Annotated in this window: 15 protein-coding genes and 1 pseudogene; 9 read left to right on the top strand and 7 right to left on the bottom strand. The window is 68.3% G+C overall.

What is annotated here, in order from left to right; translation table 11 throughout:
• Positions 1–67: 67 nt before the first annotated feature.
• Entirely contained in the window at positions 68–8020 is a 7953-nt protein-coding gene (locus CFB24_RS11425) for an apolipoprotein A-IV repeat region-like domain-containing protein (protein WP_088520726.1), read from the bottom strand.
• A 334-nt stretch (positions 8021–8354) separates the two neighbouring features.
• Here CFB24_RS11425 and CFB24_RS11420 point away from each other — a divergent pair, with 334 nt between their 5' ends.
• Positions 8355–8738 carry an Hpt domain-containing protein gene (locus tag CFB24_RS11420; protein ID WP_244593217.1) on the top strand — a complete coding sequence of 128 codons (384 nt, stop codon included), beginning with the start codon at positions 8355–8357 and terminating at the stop codon, positions 8736–8738.
• A gap of 26 nt (positions 8739–8764) precedes the next feature.
• Here the strand turns inward: CFB24_RS11420 and CFB24_RS11415 are convergent, their stop codons facing one another.
• Genes CFB24_RS11415 through map form a run of 3 tightly spaced genes read right to left on the bottom strand, consistent with a single transcriptional unit; the run spans position 8765 to position 11073 of the window.
• On the bottom strand, positions 8765–9547 hold the full coding sequence (locus CFB24_RS11415) for an alpha/beta fold hydrolase (RefSeq protein WP_088520725.1): 783 nt from the start codon (positions 9545–9547) through the stop codon (positions 8765–8767).
• Between the two features lie 6 nt (positions 9548–9553).
• Positions 9554–10246, bottom strand: a complete 693-nt coding sequence (radC, locus tag CFB24_RS11410; protein WP_088520724.1) for a RadC family protein — start codon at positions 10244–10246, stop codon at positions 9554–9556.
• Complete coding sequence (gene map, locus CFB24_RS11405) at positions 10243–11073, bottom strand: type I methionyl aminopeptidase (protein WP_088520723.1); 831 nt, start codon at positions 11071–11073, stop codon at positions 10243–10245. The genes radC and map overlap by 4 nt, the downstream gene beginning before the upstream one ends.
• A 141-nt stretch (positions 11074–11214) precedes the next feature.
• Here map and CFB24_RS11400 point away from each other — a divergent pair, with 141 nt between their 5' ends.
• Together CFB24_RS11400 and CFB24_RS11395 are read left to right on the top strand one after the other, a co-directional pair.
• A complete protein-coding gene (locus CFB24_RS11400) occupies positions 11215–12069 on the top strand; it encodes an FkbM family methyltransferase (protein WP_088520722.1) in 855 nt (284 codons plus the stop codon).
• Positions 12066–12809, top strand: coding sequence for a competence/damage-inducible protein A (locus CFB24_RS11395; RefSeq protein ID WP_088520721.1), 744 nt, complete (start codon positions 12066–12068; stop codon positions 12807–12809). The genes CFB24_RS11400 and CFB24_RS11395 overlap by 4 nt, the downstream gene beginning before the upstream one ends.
• 206 nt (positions 12810–13015) lie before the next feature.
• On the opposite strand, the pseudogene CFB24_RS11390 reads toward CFB24_RS11395, so the two are convergent.
• Together CFB24_RS11390 and queF are read right to left on the bottom strand one after the other, a co-directional pair.
• Positions 13016–13271 (bottom strand): annotated as a pseudogene (locus CFB24_RS11390) (GIY-YIG nuclease family protein).
• Positions 13272–13298: 27 nt separating this feature from the next.
• Complete coding sequence (gene queF, locus CFB24_RS11385) at positions 13299–13760, bottom strand: preQ(1) synthase (protein WP_088520720.1); 462 nt, start codon at positions 13758–13760, stop codon at positions 13299–13301.
• 139 nt (positions 13761–13899) lie between these two features.
• Between queF and eno the strand changes: the two genes are divergently transcribed.
• The 3 genes from eno (at position 13900) to CFB24_RS11370 (ending at position 16491) form a co-directional block, all read left to right on the top strand.
• Positions 13900–15183 (top strand): phosphopyruvate hydratase, encoded by a 1284-nt coding sequence (eno, locus tag CFB24_RS11380; RefSeq protein ID WP_088520794.1) that lies wholly within the window; start codon positions 13900–13902, stop codon positions 15181–15183.
• Positions 15184–15250: 67 nt separating this feature from the next.
• Complete coding sequence (locus tag CFB24_RS11375; RefSeq protein WP_088520793.1) at positions 15251–16018, top strand: threonine/serine exporter family protein; 768 nt, start codon at positions 15251–15253, stop codon at positions 16016–16018.
• Positions 16015–16491 carry a threonine/serine exporter family protein gene (locus CFB24_RS11370; protein ID WP_088520719.1) on the top strand — a complete coding sequence of 159 codons (477 nt, stop codon included), beginning with the start codon at positions 16015–16017 and terminating at the stop codon, positions 16489–16491. The genes CFB24_RS11375 and CFB24_RS11370 overlap by 4 nt, the downstream gene beginning before the upstream one ends.
• 13 nt (positions 16492–16504) lie before the next feature.
• Here the strand turns inward: CFB24_RS11370 and CFB24_RS11365 are convergent, their stop codons facing one another.
• A complete protein-coding gene (locus CFB24_RS11365) occupies positions 16505–16708 on the bottom strand; it encodes a hypothetical protein (RefSeq protein ID WP_088520718.1) in 204 nt (67 codons plus the stop codon).
• A gap of 137 nt (positions 16709–16845) precedes the next feature.
• Here CFB24_RS11365 and CFB24_RS11360 point away from each other — a divergent pair, with 137 nt between their 5' ends.
• The 3 genes from CFB24_RS11360 (at position 16846) to CFB24_RS11350 (ending at position 19558) form a co-directional block, all read left to right on the top strand.
• Positions 16846–17196: an FtsB family cell division protein gene (locus CFB24_RS11360; RefSeq protein ID WP_088520717.1), complete on the top strand. Its 351-nt coding sequence runs from the start codon at positions 16846–16848 to the stop codon at positions 17194–17196.
• A gap of 69 nt (positions 17197–17265) precedes the next feature.
• Positions 17266–18234 carry a thiamine pyrophosphate-dependent enzyme gene (locus CFB24_RS11355; RefSeq protein WP_088520716.1) on the top strand — a complete coding sequence of 323 codons (969 nt, stop codon included), beginning with the start codon at positions 17266–17268 and terminating at the stop codon, positions 18232–18234.
• Between the two features lie 7 nt (positions 18235–18241).
• On the top strand, positions 18242–19558 hold the full coding sequence (locus CFB24_RS11350; RefSeq protein WP_088520715.1) for a pyruvate dehydrogenase complex E1 component subunit beta: 1317 nt from the start codon (positions 18242–18244) through the stop codon (positions 19556–19558).
• Positions 19559–19687 lie beyond the last annotated feature (129 nt).

Raw genomic sequence — 19687 nt, 5'->3', positions numbered from 1 at the left:
TCGAACGAAAACGCCCGGCTTTCGCCGGGCGTTTGCTGTTGGCTTGGGCTCAGTTGTTGGCTTGGGCTTAGTTCAGCCGGCCCGCCGCGTGGGCGAGCAGGGTGTAAACCTTACCCGTCTCCGATGTCAGGTAGGAGCGCGTCAGCATGCCGTCGCGATCCTCGCGGTCGACTTCCGCCAGCAGCCGCTCGAACTCCTGCGCATAACGGTCGACCGTCTGGCGGAACTCCGCTTCATTGGCGTAGCGGCGGCGCACTTCCTCGAACGTTTTCGCGCCGGCGCCGGTATAGAGCCGACGGTCGAACACGCCGCGCTCGCCGCGCCGGTAGCGTTCCCAGGCCTGCGACAGCGCCGCTTCGTCCACCATGCGGGCGATGTCGGCCGAGAGCGTGTCGAGATCGGCCCCGGAGGCCTTGCCCCGACGGGGCGCGTCCTCCTGCGAGGCGCGGGCGAGCAGGTTGCTCATCCAGCCGTTGGCCTCGCCGCCCGCCGCCGGGCGCTGCGCCGGCGGACGCACGTCATAGCGCGGCGCCTGGGCGGGCGCCGGCCGGCTGGCGCGCGGCGGCTCGATGCGGGCGGGGGCCTCGGCGATGTCCAGGGCGCGGCCGGAGCGGGCGACGATGTCGGTCAGCTCGTTGAGCGCCTTGATCTGGTCGGCGACCACCCGGCGCATGGCCGCAGCCTGTTCCGACGTCTCGCGCGGCAGCTCCAGCGCGCCGCGCCGCAGCTCCTGCCGCGTGGCTTCCAGCTCGCGCTGGATTTCCGCGCTCATGCCGCGCAGCTCCTGCGCCACCGCCTTGTACCGCTCGGTGGACTGGGCGAACATATGGTTCAGCTCGCTCATGTTCTGCTCGTAGGCGCTGGTCAGCGTCGCCGAGGCGGTTTCCCGCTCGCGCGCGGCGGCGTCGCGCAGCGCGTCGAACTGGCTGGTCAGCGCCCCCGCCGTGGCCGAGGTGACGTCGGTGAGGAAGCCGCCGACCTCGCGGGCCTTGCCCTCGGCGTCGTTCAGCGTCTTGCCGATCGCGGCGGTGTAGCGCTCCAGGCGCTGCTCGAAAGCCTCCTGACGCTTCTGCGTCTCATTATAGAGGTTCTGCAAGCTCTGCAGCCGCTCGTCGAGCGCCTCGTCGATCACCGCTTGCGACTTGCGCATCTCGTCCAGCGATTCGACCAGTCCAGCGCTCTGCGCGTTGATGCCGCGCGCCGATTGCGCCAGCGAGTCCGCGCCCTGGCGGGCCGACTTGTCGAGCCGGTCGATTTCGCCGTCGAGAGCGTCGATCGCTCCGGTGAAGGCGCCGAGGCGTTCGCCCAGCTGCGTATCATAGCGCAGCAGGCTGCCTTCGGCCTTGTCGACCGCGCCGAGCAGGGCGCGATGCGACTGGGCCATGGCGTCCACCAGCCCCACGACGTCTTTCTTGATGCGGCTGTTGATCTCGGTGATCGCCGCCGTCATCTCGTCCTGCTTGCGGCCGAGTTCGCCGATCAGCTCATCCGAGCGTTCATGCAGCACGCCGACCGCGGTCTGGCTGAAGGCGGCGATGCGCTCGGCCACTTCGCCGCCACGCTCCTCCAGAAGCTCGACAAGCTTGACGCCGCGCGTGTCGTACCAGTCGTGCAGCGCCTCGGTGCGCTGACGCAGATCCTCCGCCAGGTTGCGGCCGCCGCCTTCCAGCGTGGCGGCGAGCGTCGCCACGCGGCGGTCGATCTCCTCGCCGACTTCGCCGAGGCGGCCGATGACCTTCTCCTCGAACAGGCCGGTCTTGTCCTCGAACACGCTGATCTGGCCGGCGAGCCCGTCGGCGATCTGCTCGGCGCGCGCGCGCAGGCTCTGGTCGAGTTCGTCGGCGCGGGCGGCGACCTTCTCGACCACTTCGGCGACGCGGTTGACCACCTTGTCCTCGAACAGCCCGACATGGCCGCCAAGATGCGCCGAAACCTGTTCGGAGCGCAGCGACAGCACCTGGTCGACCTTGTCGGCCTTGGCGGCGATGCGGCCCACGGCCGCGTCGGCGCGCGTGACCACCTTCTCCTCGAAGGCCTCGACATGGCCGCCGAGACGGGCGGCGATCTCGGCGGAGCGGGCGGCCAGCGCCGCCTCGGCTTCGCTGGCGCTGGCGGCGATCTTGCCGGCGGCCTCGTCGGCGCGGGCAACCACCTTGGTCTCGAAGGCTTCGACATGGCCGCCGAGATGGGCGGCGATCTCGGCGGAGCGGGCGGCCAGCGCCGCTTCGGCCTCGTTGGCCTTGGCGGCGATCTTGCCGGCGGCTTCGTCGGCGCGGGCGACCACCTTGTCCTCGAAGGCTTCGACATGGGCGCCGAGATGAGCGGCGATTTCAGCGGAGCGGGCGGCCAGCGCCGCCTCGGCCTCGCTGGCGCTGGCGGCGATCTTGCCGGCGGCCTCGTCGGCGCGGGCGACCACCTTGTCCTCGAAGGCTTCGACATGGGCGCCGAGATGAGCGGCGATTTCGGCGGAGCGGGCGGCCAGCGCCGCCTCGGCCTCGTTGGCCCTGGCGGCGATCTTGCCGGCGGCCGCGTCGGCGCCGGCGGAGACCCGGTCCTCGAACGCCTCGACCTGGGCGCCGATCTGACCGGCGACCCGCTCGGACCGGGCGATCAGGGCCACGCCCGCCTCGTTGGCCTTGGCGGCGATCATGTCGGCCGCCTCGGCGGCGCGGGCGGAGACCTTCTCCTCAAAGGCGCCGACATGGGCGCCGAGATGGGCGGAGATTTCCACCGAGCGGGCGCCAAGCGCCGCTTCGGCCGCGCCAGCCTTGGCGGCGATCTTGTTGGCGGCGGCCTCGGCGCGGATGACGACCTTCTCCTCGAACGCCTCCACATGGGCGCCCAGATGGGCGACGATCTCGCCGGAGCGGGCGGCGAGGGCGGCTTCGGTCTCGTCGGCCTTGGCGGCGATCTTGTCGGCGGCCTCGCCGACGCGCGTGACCACCTTGGTCTCGAACGCCTCGACATGCGCGTCGAGATGAGCGGCGAGTTCGCCCGAGCGTTCCGCCAGCGCGGCTTCGGCCAGTTTCGCCTGGGTCGCGATCTTCCTGGCGGCCTCGTCGGCGCCCAGGACCACCTTGTCCTCGAACGCTTCGACATGCGCGGCCAGATGCGCCACGACCTGCTCGGAACGGGTGGTCAGCGTCGCCTCGACGACGCCGGCCTCGGCGGAAATCTTCCTGGCGGCCTCGTCGGCGCGGGCGACCACCTTGTCCTCGAACGCTTCGACATGGGCGCCGAGATGGGCGACGATCTCGCCGGAGCGGGCGGCGATCGCCGCCTCGGCCTCGCCGGCCTTGGCCGCGATCTTGCCGGCGGCCTCGTCGGCGCGGGCGACCACCGAGGTCTCGAACGCCTCGACATGGGCGCCGAACTGGGTGGCGATCTGCTTGGCGCGGGCCGACAGGACCGAGTCGATTTCGCCGGTCTTGGTCCAGACCTCGCGGCCCGCGGCGGTCAGGCGGCCGACCACCTTGTCCTCGAACCGGCCGATCTGGCCGCCGAGCGTGTCCACCATCTGGGTGGAGCGGGCGAACAGGGTCGCGTCAATTTCCTCGGCGCGCGTCCACACCTCGTTGCCGACGGCGGCGAGCCGGTTGACCACCTTCTCCTCGAACTGGCCGATATGGCCGCCGAGATGGGACGCGATCTCCTCGGCGCGGAGGCCGAGCGTCGCGTCGATCTCCTGGGCCTTGGCGGCGAGGTTCTCGGTGAGCGAGGTGGAGCGGCGGAGGATGATGTCGTCGAGTTCGCGCGCCTTGGAGTCGAGCGCCCGGCCGACCTCGCGGCCGCCTTCGCCGAGCACTTTGGCGATGTCGATGGCGCGGCCCGCCAGCGCGTCGTTGATCTGGCGCGAGCGCGCCGACAGTCCGGTCTCGGCCTTCTCCATCAGGCTGTCCACGCTCTCGACGAGCTGGAGCGCCTGGGTGGAGGCGGTCAGTTCAAAGCGTTCGAGCTGCTGGGCCAGCAACTCGGCCATGGCCTGGGCGCGTTCGCCGAGGCGCGCGTCGAAGGCCGCGCCATGGGCGCCCAGCGTGGTTTCGACCAGCGACAGACGTTCCGCGATGGCCGCGCCAAGCTGCTGCGAATGGGCGCCGATGCGCTCCACCGCGCCGGCGCCATGCTCGACCAGCACGGCCTCGAAGGCGCGCAGGTTGTCGGCGAGCGCGTCGCGCAGCGCCGCGGTCTGGGCGCGGATGTGATCGGCGGAGCTTTCTCCACCGTTCCGCAGCAGGTTCTCCAGCGCGGCGAGCTGCGCCACGAAATCGGCGTTGAGGCGCTCGGCGTGCTGGCCGAGGCGGGTGTGCGCCTCGGTGACGCCGGTCTCGACCCGCGCCTCGAAGGTCTGCAGGCTGCCGGCGATCTGCTGCGCCAGCCGCTCGGCGTGCTGGCCGATGCTGTTGGCCGCTTCCTCGCCGCCGCGCGACAGCGTCCGCTCGAACACGTCGAGCCGCTCCGACAGGGTTTCGTTGACGCGGTCGCCGTGGACGCCGATCGCCGCCACCGCCTCGGTGGCGGTCTGGGCGAAGCGCGTCTGCGCCTCGCCGAGACGGGCCGCGATGGATTCGGAGGCGTCCGTCGCATTCGCGGCGAAATTGGCGTCGAGCGTCTGCGTCTGCGCCAGGAAGGCGTTGAGCGTGCTTTCGGCGGTGGCTTCGAAATGCGCCTGCGCGGAGATGGTGTTGTCGGTGAGGGTCTCGCCGACGGCGCGCGTGGTCGCTTCGAGCGCGTCGCGCAACTGCGCGGCGCGTTGTTCGGCGTCGGTGATCACGCCGCTGGTCGCCTGCGCGAACTGGGCCTGGAAGCCTTCGGCGTGGCTGGCGAGCGCGGCCGTCTGCTGGGCGGCGAGCCCGGCCACGGCGGTTTCAAGCCGCTCGCCCTGCGTGGCGATGGCCTCCGTCGCTTGCTGGGCCGAAACGGTAAATTGCGTCTGGAGCTGTCCGAACTGGCCGGTGAAGGCGTCGGTGTGGCTGGCGAGCGCCGTGAGATGGCTCTGGGAGACGGCGGCGATCGCGGCCTCCAGTTGCTCGCCCTGGTTGGAGATGGCTTCGACCGCCTGGCGGGCGGTGTCGCCGAACTGGGTCTGGAAGCCCTCGGTGTGGCTGGTGAGCGCGGAGAGATGGGTCTGGGTGACCGCGGCGACCGTGGCCTCCAGTTGCTCGCCCTGGCTGGAGATGACTTCGACCGTATGGCGGGCGGCGTCGCCGAAGCGCGCCTCGAAGCTCTGGGTGTGGCTGGTGAGCGCGGTGAGATGGCCTTGAGTGACGGCGGCGACCGTGGCCTCCAACTTTTCGCCCTGGCCGGCGATGGCCTCGACGGTCTGCTGGGCCGACGCGCCGAACTGCGCCTGCAGTTCGCCGAACTTGTCCTGGAAGGTCTGGGTGTGGCTGGTGAGCGCGGTGAGATGGCCCTGGGTGACGGCGGCGACCGTGGCCTCCAGCTTTTCGCCCTGGCCGGCGATGGCCTCGACGGTCTGCTGGGCCGAAGCGCCGAACTGCGCCTGAAGCTCGCCGAACTTGTCCTGGAAGGTCTCGGTCTGGCTGGTGAGCGCCGCCAGATGCCCCTGGGTGACGGCGGCCACCGTGGCTTCGAGGTGTTCGCTGTGGCCGGAAATCGCCTCCACCGTCTGCTGGGCGGCGGCGCCGAGCTGATCCTCGAACGACCGGGCGACGGACGCGACCGTGTTTCCAAGCAGCTCGCCGCGGTTCTCCAGGCTGTCCGCCACTTGCTGCGCGGCGGCGTTGAACTGATCCTGGAAGGTTTGGGTGTGGCTGACCAGGGCGGTCAGCTGGTCCTGGGTCGCGGCGGCGACCATATGTTCGAGCCGCTCGCCATGGCCGGCGATGGCTTCGATCGTGTGCTGCGCCGTGGTCCCGAACTGTTCGTGGAAGGCTTCGGCGTGGCCGGCGAAGGCCGCCAGCGTGTCGCCGGCGGCGGCGCCGAACTGGGCGTGGAACGCGTTGGTCTGGTCGGCGAAGGCGGTGAGGGTCTGGCTGGCGGCGGCGCCGACGCTCGATTCGATCTGCTGCGCGTGCTCCTGGAACGCCTGTTCGATCCGTCCGGTCTGGGCGGAGAGGGTGTTCGCGGTTTCGGCCGACACCCGCGCGAAATGCGTGTTCAGCTCGTCGGTCTTGGCGGCGAGGGTCTCGGCGGCGTCGCGCGTCGAGCTGTCGACGGCGGCGCGCAGCGCCTCGGTGCGGGCCGCCAGCAATTCGGCGGCTTCGCGGGTCGAGCCGTCAACGGAGGCGCGCAACGCCTCGGTCTGCACGACAATGGTCTCGGCGGCCGCGCGGGTCGCGCCGTCCACCGTGGCGCATAGCGTCTCGGTCCGGGTCGAAATGGTTTCGGCGGCTTCGCGCGCCGCGCTTTCCACAGCGCCGCGCAGGGTCTCGGTCTGGCCGAGGATGGCGTCGGCCACGCCGCGCGTCGAGCCCTCGACGGTGGCGCACAGCGCCTCGGTCCGGGCCGAAATGGTTTCCACCGCCTCGCGGGTGGAGCCGTCGACCGCCGCGCGCAACGCTTCGGTCTGGCCGGCGACGGCTTCGATGGTCTCGCCGGCGGCGCGGGCGAAGGTTTCGTTGAAGGCTTGGGTGTGGCCGGCGAAGGCGGCGAGGGTTTCGTCCGCCGCGACCACGAAATTGTCGCGCAGCGACTGCGCGTGGCCGGCGACGCCTTCCACGGTCTGCGCGCTGATCGCCGCATAGGTCTGGCCCATGCTCTCGACATGCGCGCCGAAATCCTCGACCGTCCGTTGGGCGGTTTCTCCGACGGCCGCATGCAGGGCCTCGACCCGGGCGGTCAGCTCGGTCAGCGCCGCCTGGCTGGCGGCGGCGAATTCGCCGCCACGCGACCCGACCAGCTCGGCGAGCCGTTCGCCATGCGCGTTCAGCTCGCTGGCGAGCAGGCCGGTCTTTTCGTGAATCCGGGCGAGGAAATCCTCCGAAACCTGGCGCAGGGCGGAGTCGGCGGCGTTCGAGCGCGCGTCGATCGCCTGCGTCGTCTCCGTCCCGTACTCCTGGAATCTCCGCAGCAGGGACTGGGCGCGCATTTCCAGATCCGCCATCAGCTTCTCGCCCGATTCGGCGAAAGCGTTCTGCACGTCCTGTCCGCGCGTCTCCAGCGCGCCGCCGATGCGGTCGCCGGTCTGGTCGAGCAGGGCGGTCAGCGCCGCCGTGGCGTTCTCCAGTTCGCTGGTCAGCGCGGTCTGCGCCGAAGTCAGGGCGGTGGAGACGCGGTCGGCGTTAACGACGATGGATTCGCGCTCGCTCGACAATTCATTGAGCAGCACGCGGATGCGGCGCTCGTTCTCGCCATAGGTGCGCTCCAGCGAGGCGACTTCGGAGCGGACCATCGTCTCCAGTTCGCTGGCGCGGGACAGGGCGCGCTCGATGCCGTCGCCCATCGAAGCGACTTCGCGGCGAATGGCCTGGCTCAGGGTCACCACATGCTCGGTGGCGAAAGTTTCCGGTTCGGCGAGGCGAATCGCCGCCTCAGCCATCGAGCGGGCGGTCAGGCGCATTTCCTGCGACCGGCGCAGCACCAGTCCCATGGCGATGAAGAAGACGACCGGCCCGATCAGCGCGAACACGGCCAGGGCGGCGGCGGGATTGAACACATTGCCCGCGAACACCTCTCCCCGGGTGAAGATGGCGTAGCCGATCCACAAGCCCGCCCAGAGCGCGGAGGCCAGCACGGCGACGGTGATCGAGGTCGAATCGGGCTTGACCTGCATGCTCTGCAGCAATTGGCCGACGGAGGCTCGGTCGTCGTTGGCGGGGGCGCTGCCCGGCGACAGGGGCGCGCGTTCAGAATCGGGTCGGCCTCGGTCGTCCGCGGCTTCGGCGCGCGGTTCGAGCGGTCGCGGCGTGGGCAGTCCGAACTCCAGCTTGGCAGGCTCCTTGGCCTCGGCCGCCGGCTTGGCGTCTTGCGCGCCATCGGGTTCGGGTTGCAGCTTGAGCGCGTCCTCTATCGCCGTGAGGGCCGCCGCCGCCGGATCCTGAGCCGTGCTGGGATTGGACATGAAACTAACCTTTTAAAATCCGCCGCACTCTCCCTGCCCGCGCGACGGTGAGGACGCGCGGATTGCGGCAGTTAACCAAGCCGCACTCTACGCTGCGGCGCATCGCTTGAAAACCTGAGCAGTTCACGGATTTCAAAACGTCGTTAACGGAACATTCACCACGTTGCGCGAAAGCCGCACTCCACGCTGGAAAATAAGGCTTTTATCAAGTTTTAACGGTCACGTTAACGCGCTTGGAAATCTGTGGATCGTACTTAATGCGTCCTTTCTCGCGAAAGTTTCTAGCGGTCCAGGGCGCCTTTGGCGCCGAATTCGCGTCATTTGGGAGTTGAACATGGCGGTTACGGCGATGAGTCTTGCGCATGATGAACAGAACCGACCGCCTCCGTCCTGCCCCTTCGATCTTGTGCATCTCTCGCGCCAGACCATGGGCGATCGCGCGCTGGAGCATGAGGTGCTCGCGCTGTTCGAACGCCAGGCCAACCATATCGGAGGCAAGCTGACGACGCTGGAATCGGGTTCGGATCACTCCATCCGCGCCGATCTGGCGCATAAGCTGAAAGGCTCCGCGCGGGCGGTCGGCGCCTTCGCCGTGGCCAAGGCGGCGGAAAACTACGAACACAGCGCCCGCGCCGGCCTGATGCGGGCGATGGACTCGCGCCAGTTGCAGGAGGCGCTCGCCGAGGCGCTGGGCGCCCTGCGCGAACTCAACGGCTGATTTTTTTGGCGGCGGGCGCCGCGCGATCAGAGAAAGTCGCGCAGCAGCGCCGCGAAACCCGGCGCGTCCTCGACGCAGGAGAGATGCGCCGCCTCCAGACGCGCGACGCGCGCGCCGCAGGCGGCGGCCAGCGCCTCGCCCATCGAGGGGGGCGTCGAGCCGTCGGCCTCGCCGACGACGACGAGAATGTCCTTTTCCGCCGCCTGCGCCGCGACCGGCAGAATCTCGCGGAAATCGGCGTCTTTCAGCGCGGCGCAGCAGCCGGAGTAACCGCCGGCGTCGCAGCCGTCGAGTTGGGCGGCGATCGCCGCCGCCACTTCGGGATGCGCCTCGCGGAAGGGCGCGCTCAACCAGCGCGGCAGGATCGACGGCGTCAGCGCCGCGACGCCCGCTTCCGCCACCGCCGCGATGCGCGCGTCCCAGGCGGCGGCGTCCGGCAGATGCGCCGCCGTATTGGCGAGAATCAGCTTGTTCAGCTTGCGCGGCGCATGAACCAGCAGCCATTGCCCGATCAGCCCGCCCATCGACAGGCCGCAGAAATGCGCCCGCTCGATGGCCAGCGCGTCGAGCAGGCGCAGCAGGTCGCCGCCGAGATCGTCGAGAGAATAGGGGCCTTGCGGTTTCCAGCTGCCGCCGTGCCCGCGCGCGTCAAAGGCGAGAATTTGCAGCCGGTCGCGCAAGTCGGCGGAGACCTGCTCCCAGACGTTCAAGCTGGCGCCGAGCGGATGCGCCAGAATCAGGACCGGCGCGTCCTCCGGTCCGGACAGTTGGAAATTCACCTCGCGGGCGCCGATCTGCATGCGGGACATGAGGCCTCAGAACAATTTGAGCGCGCGAAAACTCGCGTGGCCGTTGCGGCCGATGATCAGGTGGTCGTGAACGGAGACGCCGAGCGGCTTGGCGACGCTGACGATGGTGTCCGTCATCATGATGTCGGCCTGCGACGGGGTGGGATCGCCGGAAGGGTGGTTATGCACCAGGATCACCGCGCTGGCGTTCAGCTCCAGCGCGCGCCGCACGATCTCGCGCGGATAGACCGGGGTGTGGTCCACCGTGCCGCGGCCCTGCACTTCGTCGGCCAGCAAGCCGTTCTTCTTGTCGAGGAACAGCACACGGAATTCCTCGGTCTCACGGAACGCCATGGCCGAGCGGCAATAGTCCAGCACCTGCGCGAACGACCCGAGCGTGAGCTTTTTCTTCATGCTCTCGCGCGACAGCCGCAGCGCGGCCGCCTCGACGATCTTCAGCTCCGCGACCACGGAATCGCCGACATAGTCCACTTCCTTGAGCCGAGCCGGCGCGGCGGCGATCACTTCGGCGAACGAACCGAACCGCTGCAGCAGCGCCTTGGCGATCGGCTTGACGTCGCGTCGGGGAATGGCGCGAAACAGCAGCAATTCCAGCAATTCGTAGTCGGGCAGGGCGTCGGCCCCGCCCTGAAGGAAACGCTCGCGCAGGCGCTCGCGATGCCCGGCGTTCAGATTGTCTGGCGCCGGACCCTCGCTCATCCTGCGGCCTCATAGGGCGGGCAGTTCAATCCCTTGGGCGAGAGGGTGAAAATCTCGCAGCCCTCGGCGGTCACGCCGATGGCGTGCTCGAACTGCGCGGACAGCGAGCGGTCGCGGGTGACGGCGGTCCAGCCGTCGGACAGGATCTTCACCGGCGCCTTGCCGAGGTTGATCATCGGCTCGATGGTGAAGAACATGCCCTCGCGCAGCGGCACGCCCTGGCCCTTCTCCCCGTAGTGCAGGATGTTGGGTTCGTCGTGGAACAGCCGGCCCAGGCCGTGGCCGCAGAATTCCCGCACCACCGAGCAGCGTTCGCCCTCCGCGAAGGTCTGGATGGCGTGGCCGATGTCGCCGGTGGTGGCGCCGGGCCGCACCACGGCGATGCCGCGCATCAGCGCCTCATACGTGACTTCGATCAGCCGCTGCGCCCGGCGCGGAACCTCGCCGATGCAGTACATGCGGCTCGAATCGCCGTGCCAGCCGTCGAGAATGTAGGTGACGTCGATATTGACGACGTCGCCGTCGCGCAGCGGCTTGTCGTCGGGAATGCCGTGGCACACGACATGGTTGATCGAGGTGCAGATCGACTTGCGATAGCCGCGGTAATCGAGCGGCGCCGGATAGGCGCCGTGGTCCATGGCGTATTCATAGGCGAGCTTGTCGAGCGCGTTGGTGGTGGCGCCGGGCTTGGCGGCTTCGGCCATCAGGTCGAGCGCCTCGGCGGCCAAGCGGCCCGCATTGCGCATGCCCTCGAAGGCCTCCGGTCCATGCAGGCGGATCTGGCCGCTCTTGCGCCGGGGTTCGGCTTCGGCTTCGATAAAGGTCATGGGGACTCCAGCGGCGTCGCCGCGTCTGTTCGTCTTGTTCTGTTCGTCTTGCGCCAGATTTAGACGTTTTGCCGGAGCGCGCAAGGCCGTGGGGAACGCGTTGCGGTTGGACTTGGCCGGTTCGGCTGCTAGAACAGACGCATGTTGGCCGCGTCAAAAAATGACAGTTCGCCTTTCGGCGCCTACCGCCCGCGCGGCTTGATGCGGCGGCTGCTGGATTTCACCCAGAACGCCGGCACGCATTGGCTGGCGCAGCGCGCCGCGCTGATCGCGCGCGGAATCGGGCTGCGGCGGCTGCGGGCCGCGCCGATGGATGTGACGGTCGAGCCGCTCGCCGCGCATATGCGGCTCTATCCTTATAACGACGCCTGCGAGAAGCGGCTGCTGTTCACCCCGCAATATGTCGACCGCGACGAGCGCGCTTTTGTCGCGGCGCAGATCCGCTCGGAAATGAACTTCGTGGACATTGGCGCCGGCTGCGGCGCGACCAGCCTGATGGTCGCCCTGCGCGCGGGGCCGGGCGCCCGAATCCTGGCGGTCGAGGCCAATCCGACCCTGTTCGAGCGCATGGTGTTCAACCTGCGCCAGAACGACGTGCCCTCCGTCAAGGCGCTGGACTGCGCCGTGGCCGACGCCGAAGCCGAGGCGGTGCTGTTCTTCAACCCCTATGACTTGTCGGAAAGCTCGATTCGCATGGTCAATGTCGAGGGCGGCGGCGGCCAGATCCGGGTGGCCGCGCGTTCGCTGGCGACGCTGGCCCGCGAGGAGGGCTTTCAGGCCATCGACCTGTTGAAGCTCGACATCGAGGGCGCCGAGGATTTGGCGCTGGAGCCGTTTCTCACCCAGGAGCCGAAGCATTTGTGGCCGCGCGCGCTGGTTCTGGCGTTTTCGCCGGGCAAGTGGGACGCCGACCTGCGGGGACTGCTCGATTCGCGCGGCTACAAGAAAATCGGGCGCAGCCGATCCTATCTTTTCTATCAGCGAGATGATTCATGAGCGAACACGTGACGGCGGCCGTGCTGGTGATCGGCGACGAAATCCTGTCAGGCCGCACGAAAGACGCCAACAGCGGCTATATCGCGCATTATCTCACGCAGATCGGCGTGGATACCCGCGAAATCCGCGTGGTGGGGGACGAGGAAGACGAGATCGTCGCGGCGATCAACGCTCTGCGCGAGAAATACGATTACCTGTTCACCACCGGCGGCATCGGCCCGACCCACGACGACATTACGGCGGACGCGGTGGCCAAGGCGTTCGGCGTGGAGATTTCGGAAGACCCCCGTGCGGTAAAACTGCTGCTGGAGCGGATCAAGCCCGAGGATTTGAACGCCGCCCGCCGCCGCATGGCGCGCATCCCCCATGGCGCGGAGCTGGTGGAGAATCCGGTGTCCAAGGCGCCGGGGTTCTGGATCGGCAATGTGATCGTGATGGCGGGCGTGCCGTTCATCATGCAGGCGATGCTGGACGGCGTCGCGCCCAAGCTGACGCGCGGGACGCCGATGATTTCGGCCACGCTCGACGCCCACGGCCTGCCGGAGGGCGCGTACGGCGAGGGTTTGGGCGCGCTGGCGAAGAAGCATCCGAGCGTGTCGATCGGCTCCTATCCGCGCCTGCAGGACGGCCGGTTCGTCAACCAGATCGTGCTGCGCTGCAAGGACGCCGAGGCGCTGGCTTCCGCAGAGAAGGACGTTGCGGCGCTGCTGGAGGAGACGGCGCTACGGCACAGGCTGTGAGGCGAGAGCGGATCGTTCAAGCTGCTACGCCACCTCTGGGCCGCCATTGCAAGCGGAGCGAAGCGATCCAGAAATCCCGCAAGCGGCGAATGTTATAAGATCGAGCGAATACAACAGGCTTTCAGTAGGTGGATGGACCGGGATTGCCTCGCTCGCAATGACGGTGGAAGGATGGGGGAGTGAACGGTCTATCGTGCTGCAACACGTCAGCCGTACAGGTCTTCATATAAATCCTTCCAACCGGGATTCATGCCTTCGATCAGCGCCAGTTTTTTCGCCTGGCTGCCGGCCTTGATCTGCTTTTCTCGCGCGATCGCGTCGGTTATCAGTTCATGGAACTCATAAAACACCAGCAACTTGCAGCCGTACCGTCGCGCAAACCCGGCTTTCGCGCCCGCCCCCCCGTCGGGCCAGATTCGACGTCACGCCGGTATAAAGTGTGCCGATCCGCGCGCTCGCCATGATGTAAACGGCGGGGCGGGCGCGCCGTCACCCCCGGCCGCGATAGCTCGGCGCGCCCTGGTCCGGCAACCACAGGCCCTTGGGCGGTTCGCCCGTCTGCCAGAACACGTCGATGGGCATCCCGCCGCGCGGATACCAATAGCCGCCGATGCGCAGCCAGCGCGGCGCCAGCGCGCTCACCAAGTCTTTGGCGATGCGGATCGTGCAGGCCTCGTGAAAGGCGCCGTGGTTGCGATATGACGTGAGATACAGCTTCAAAGATTTTGATTCGACAAGATATTTATCGGGAACATAATCTATGACAAGATGTGCGAAATCGGGCTGTCCCGTCACCGGGCACAGCGAGGTGAACTCCGGCTGCGTGAACCGCGCGAGATAGAGCGCGTCCGGATGCGGATTGGGCACGCGGTCAAGCCGGGCCTCATCGGGGCTTTGCGGCGCCCGCGTCTGCACGCCGAGCAGGCCGGCGCCTTCATGTGTCTGGACCATGGGAACCTCTTTGGCGCAGCAATAGAGGACGGTTGCGGCCTCCCGCAAGGAATTTGGTCGCCTGCGTGGTTCCGCCCTCTTTTTTCTTTCACGTAATTCGCCTATGACGCGCGGAACGGAACATCCCAGGGGAAACAAAATGACCGAGATTATCGACATTGCCGCCCGCGAAATCCTCGACTCGCGCGGCAATCCCACGGTCGAAGTCGACGTGACCCTGGACGACGGTTCGTTCGGCCGCGCCGCCGTGCCGTCGGGCGCCTCGACCGGAACCCGCGAGGCCGTGGAATTGCGCGACGGCGACAAGTCCCGCTTCCTCGGCAAGGGCGTGTTGAAAGCCGTCGAATCCGTCAACGGCGAGATTTTCGACGCCGTGTCCGGCCTCGACGCCGAAGATCAGGTCGCCATCGACACCGCCATGATCGAGCTGGACGGCACGCCGAACAAGGCCCGCCTCGGCGCCAACGCCATCCTCGGCGTGTCCCTGGCTGTGGCCAAGGCCGCCGCCGACGCCGCCGGCCTGCCGCTCTACCGTTATGTCGGGGGAACCCAGGCGCGCGTGCTGCCGACCCCGATGATGAACATCATCAATGGCGGCGCCCATGCCGACAATCCCATTGATTTCCAGGAATTCATGATCATGCCGATCGGGGCCGACTCGATCCGCGAAGCGGTGCGCTGGGGCGCGGAAGTGTTCCACACCCTGAAATCCGCGCTGAAGAAGGCCGGACACAACACCAATGTCGGCGACGAGGGCGGCTTCGCCCCCAACCTGCCGTCGGCGGAAGCCGCGCTCGACTTTGTGATGAAGGCCATCGAGACGGCGGGCTTCAAGCCCGGCCAGGACGTCGCGCTCGGCCTCGACGCCGCCTCCAGCGAGTTCTTCAAGGACGGCGCCTATCATTATGAAGGCGAGGGCGTGGTCCGCTCGATCCAGCAGCAGGCGGATTATCTGAAAAAGCTCGTGGACGCCTATCCGATCGTCACCATCGAGGACGGCAACGCCGAGCAGGACTGGGAAGGCTGGAAGATCACCACGGATCTGATCGGCGGCAAGGTGCAGATCGTCGGCGACGACATTTTCGTCACCAACACCAGCATCCTCAGCGAGGGCATCAAGAAGGGCGTGGCCAATTCGGTCCTGATCAAGGTCAACCAGATCGGCTCGCTCACCGAGACCCTGGCCGCCGTCGACATGGCCCATCGCGCCGGCTACACCGCCGTGATGTCGCATCGCTCGGGCGAGACGGAAGATTCCACCATCGCCGATCTCGCGGTGGCGACGAACTGCGGCCAGATCAAGACGGGCTCGCTGGCCCGCTCCGACCGCATGGCCAAGTACAACCAGCTCATCCGCATCGAGGAGGAGTTGGGCAATCAGGCGGTTTACGCCGGCCGCGCCGCGCTGAAGGCGCTGGCCTAAGACCGTCCATCGCCGCGTGTCGGGGGTGCGGGACGAGTTGGACGAGGACGATGCGGACCCGGTCCGCATGCGTCATCGCGATCTTGAACGGATCGCCAACGCCGCCTTGCGCGTCGGACGCGCGCTGATGGAATGCGGCGCGAGCGTCAGCGTCACCCGTCTGGGGGTGACGATGACGGCGCGCGGGCTGGGCGCCGGCATTATCGGCGTGCGCGTCGGCTATGCCTCGATCGGGCTGACGGTCTCAGCCGAACAGACCACCATCACGCGCATGATCTCGGTCGGCGGCCACGGCGTCAATCATCGGCTTGACATGGCCGTGCGCGCGCTGGCCGCGCGCGTGGCGGAAAAAGGCGGAACGGTCGCCTCGGTCAACGGCGATCTGGATCGCCTGATCCGCGAAACGCCGCGTCACCCCGTTTGGCTGGTGGCGCTGGCGACGGGGGGCGCCTGCGCCGCGTTCGGACGCCTGCTTGGCGTCGACGGGCCGGCCTTCGCCGCTGTCCTGCTCGGCGGGACGATCGGGCAGGACATGCGGCGCCGGCTGGTGGTGCGGGGCGTCAATCCTTTCGTCATCTCGGCCCTGGTCGCCTTCGTGGCCGGTTCGATCGGGGGCTGGGGCGCGCGCCTGCTCGGCTCGGCCAGCGTCGACATGGCGACCATCGCGGCGAGTCTGCTGCTGGTGCCCGGCGTTCCCGCGACCAACGCCCAGACCGACATCATGGAGGGCTATCCGACCGTCGGCAGCGCGCGGGCGGTCGCGGTGGGCATGATGATGGTCTTCGCCGCCACGGGAATCTGGTGCGCGCAGGGCCTTTTGCGAGCGGGCGCATGATCGATCTGGCCGCCCAGGCGCGCATCGTCCTGCATCAGGCGTTTTTCGGCGGCCTCGCGGCGGCCGGCTTTGGCGTCTTGTTCAATTTCGGCCCGCGCAGCCTGGCGCTTTGCGCCGGCGCTGGGGCGTTCGCGCTGGCCGTTCGCACGCTGGGCCTCGACGCGCATTGGACTCTCGAAGGCGCCACCTTCGTTGCTGCGCTGGCGACCGCCAGCGTCGCCCTGATCGGTCTGCGCGGCCTTGGCGCGGCGGCGCAGGCCATCGCGCTGGCGGGCTGCATCCCCATGGTGCCCGGCGCGTTTCTCAACGAGGCGCTGCTGGGTTTCTTCACCATTTCGGCGTCCGAGGCGGTCAACGCCGAGGCCGCCATCCTGCCTTCGCTTCAGGCGATGCTGCGCTTCATCTTCACGCTTGGCGCCATTGGCGCGGGGTTGGCGATTCCGTCGCATCTCGCACGTCGGCGCGGCTTCTGACGCCGCGCGCCGGTCAGAAAAGTCCGGCGACCCGTGCGAGAACGAGGCGCGCCTGGTCGTGCCAGGCCCCGGCGGCGAGCAGCGACAGGCCGAGCGCGATCATCCCCAAAACGAAGCGGCCGTCGTTCTCCTCGCGGCGCGGCGACCGACGCAGGCGCGCGTCGCCGCGACGGGGAGCGGGCGCTTTGCGTTCGACCGAAAATCCCAGACTGGCCATGGCGGACTCTCCTTTTGAGCGGAATCCGGGGCGGATCGTCGCACGATGGAACAATCGCCCCGGGCTTCGGTCAAAGTTTCAACTTTGGCGCCGCCCGGCGTTAACGCGCGCTTCACCAAAAGACGCGAGGATGCGCCATGGTTGTCCGCACGCGTCTCGCCGCCATTCTTATCCCCTTGGCCTTCTACGTCTTTTCCGGCGTGGTGGGGTCGTATTTCATCTGGCAGGCGGCGCGCGGCCAGCGCGGCCTGGAGGCTGATGCGGCGACCCGCAAGGAAATGGCGGCCATCGACACCAAGCTGAGGGCCGTCCGCGCCGAGGAAGACTATTGGCGCAACCGCATCGCCCTGTTGCGCGGGCCGGAAATCGACCGCGACCTGCTCGACGAACAGGCCCGCACCCTGCTCGATCACGTCGGCAAGAACGACCTGATGATCTTCCTCGCCCCGGTCAGCGGCGAGACCACCGGCTCCACCACGCGCCGCTGAGGGCCTCTCGCCTTTCTCGGCGCTTCTGCTAGGCTTCCGCAAGGATTCGACGCCGTTTCAGGAGGCAAAATGGCGACGCAACCGCACGCAGGCGACCGGCGGGCGGAATTCATGGCGAGCGACCTGCTGTCGAGCTTGCGCGCCATGCTGTTCATTCGCCGTTTCGAGGAACGGGCCGGGCAAATGTTCGCCATGGGCCTGATCGGCGGATTCTGCCATTTGTGCATCGGCCAGGAGGCCATCGCGCTGGGCATGAGGCAGGCGGCCCGGCCGGGCGATCCTTTCATCGCCTCCTATCGCATGCACGGCCATCTGCTCGCCGCCGGCGCCGATCCGGCCGCCGTCATGGCCGAACTGGCCGGGCGCCGCGACGGCCTGTCGCGCGGCAAGGGCGGCTCGATCCACATGTTCGCCCCCGAACTGGATTTTTACGGCGGCCACGGCATTGTCGCCGCCCAGGCCTCGATCGGAACCGGGCTGGCCTTCGCCAGCGCCTATCGCGGCGACGGCAAGGTGTGCATGACCTTTTTGGGCGACGGCGCCGCCGATCAGGGCCAGTTCGCGGAGAGCCTGGCGATGGCGCATCGCTGGTCGCTGCCCATCGTCTATGTGATCGAGAACAATCGCGGCGACGACTGGAACCGCCCGGCTTTGGCCGACCGTGGCGCGGCGTTCCGCATCCCCGGCGAGGAGGTCGACGGCATGTGCCTGGCCTCGGTGCGCGACGCCGGCGCGCGGGCGCTGGAATGGGCGCGCGCCGGCCATGGCCCGACGCTGCTGGAAATGCGCACCCAGCGCTATCGCGGCCATTCCGAAGCCGAACCCGGCAAATATCGCGGCGGCGACAAGAAGCTCGCGCCCGCGCCCGATCCGATCGAGCGGCTGCGCACCGAAATCCTCGACGCCGGCCTCGCCGGGGAGGCCGAGTTGCGGCGGATGGACGCCGAAATCCGCATGCGGGTCGCCGACGCCGCCGAAGCCGCCTCGCGCGGCGCCGAGCCGGTCCGCGCCGATCTCATGACCGATATTCTGCTGTGATGGCCTCATGACCGCCCCCGCCACCCATGTGCTGATGCCCGCCCTGTCGCCGAAGATGAAGTCGGGAACGCTGGTCCGCTGGCTGGTGGAGGAGGGCGCGGCCGTGGCGGCCGGCGACATTCTCGCCGAAGTCGAGACGGACAAGGCGACCATGGAGGTCGAGGCGGCCGAAAGCGGCGTGCTGCTGCGGCGCCTCGCCGCCGAGGGCGAAAATGTCGCGGTGGGCGCCCCCATCGCCGCCATCGCGCCGGCGCCGCGGCCGGCGCCCGCCGCCGCGCCGACGGCCAAGGCCAAAACGGCGCCCGAGCGCGCGCGGCCGCGTCTCACCGTGCGCGAAGCCTTGCGTCAGGCGCTGGCCGAGGAAATGCGCAGGGACCCCGACGTCTTCCTGCTCGGCGAGGAGATCGGCGCCTATCAGGGCAGTTTCAGGGTCACGCAGGGGTTGCTGGAAGAATTCGGCCCCAAACGGGTGGTGGACGCGCCCATTGTCGAACACGCTTTCGCCGGTCTCGGCGTCGGCGCGGCTTTCGCCGGCTTGAAGCCGGTGATCGAATTCATGTCGTTCAATTTCGTGCTGCAGGCGCTCGACCACATCGTCAATTCGGCGGCGAAAACCCTTTACATGTCCGGCGGCGCGCTGAATTGCCCCATCGTGTTCCGGGGGCCGAACGGGGCGAGCGCCCGCGTCGGCGCCCAGCACGCCCAGGATTACGCCGCCTGGTTCGCCCATGTGCCCGGCCTCAAGGTGGTGGCGCCCTATACCGCCGCCGACGCCAAGGGGCTGCTCAAGGCGGCGATCCGCGATCCCAACCCCGTGGTCTTCCTCGAACACGAACGTCTTTACGGCGAATCGTTCGACGCGCCTGACGACCCCGAAGCCCTGGTGGACATCGGCGTCGCCGCGATCGCGCGGCGGGGCGAGGATGCGACGCTGGTGGCGTTTTCGCGGGGCGTCGCTTTGGCTTTGCAGGCGGCGGAACAATTGGCGGGGCGGGGCGTCAATGTCGAGGTGGTGGATTTACGGACGTTGCGGCCGCTCGACATGGGCTGTGTGCTCGAGTCCGTGGGCCGGACGGGCCGCTGCGTGGTGGTCGAGGAGGGCTGGCCCCGGGGCGGCATTGGCGCCGAAATCGCCGCGCGGCTGATGGAGGAGGCGTTCGAAAAGCTGCGCGCCCCGGTTCGCCGTGTGACGGCGAAGGATGTTCCCGCGCCCTATGCGGCCAATCTGGAGGAGATGGCGCGGCCGCAGCTGGGCGATGTGCTGGCGGCGCTGGAGGCCGTCCTCCACAGCGGTTTCAAGCGAAGCGGATGTCTATTCACATGAAGAACATAAGTGAAAACAGGAATCTGGAGTCTGTCCGGCCGACCGGAGTTCGCCAAACAGGCTTGAGAGCGTTTGTTTGAGCGTGATCTTGTCCGAAAACCGCTTTGCCGATTTTCGGGATCATGCTTT

It is taken from the genome of Rhodoblastus acidophilus (assembly GCF_900187365.1).
In the GTDB taxonomy this organism is placed as follows: Bacteria; Pseudomonadota; Alphaproteobacteria; order Rhizobiales; family Beijerinckiaceae; genus Rhodoblastus; species Rhodoblastus acidophilus.
Note: the sequence above shows the minus strand (reverse complement) of the source record. Positions and strands in the feature narration are given on the sequence as shown.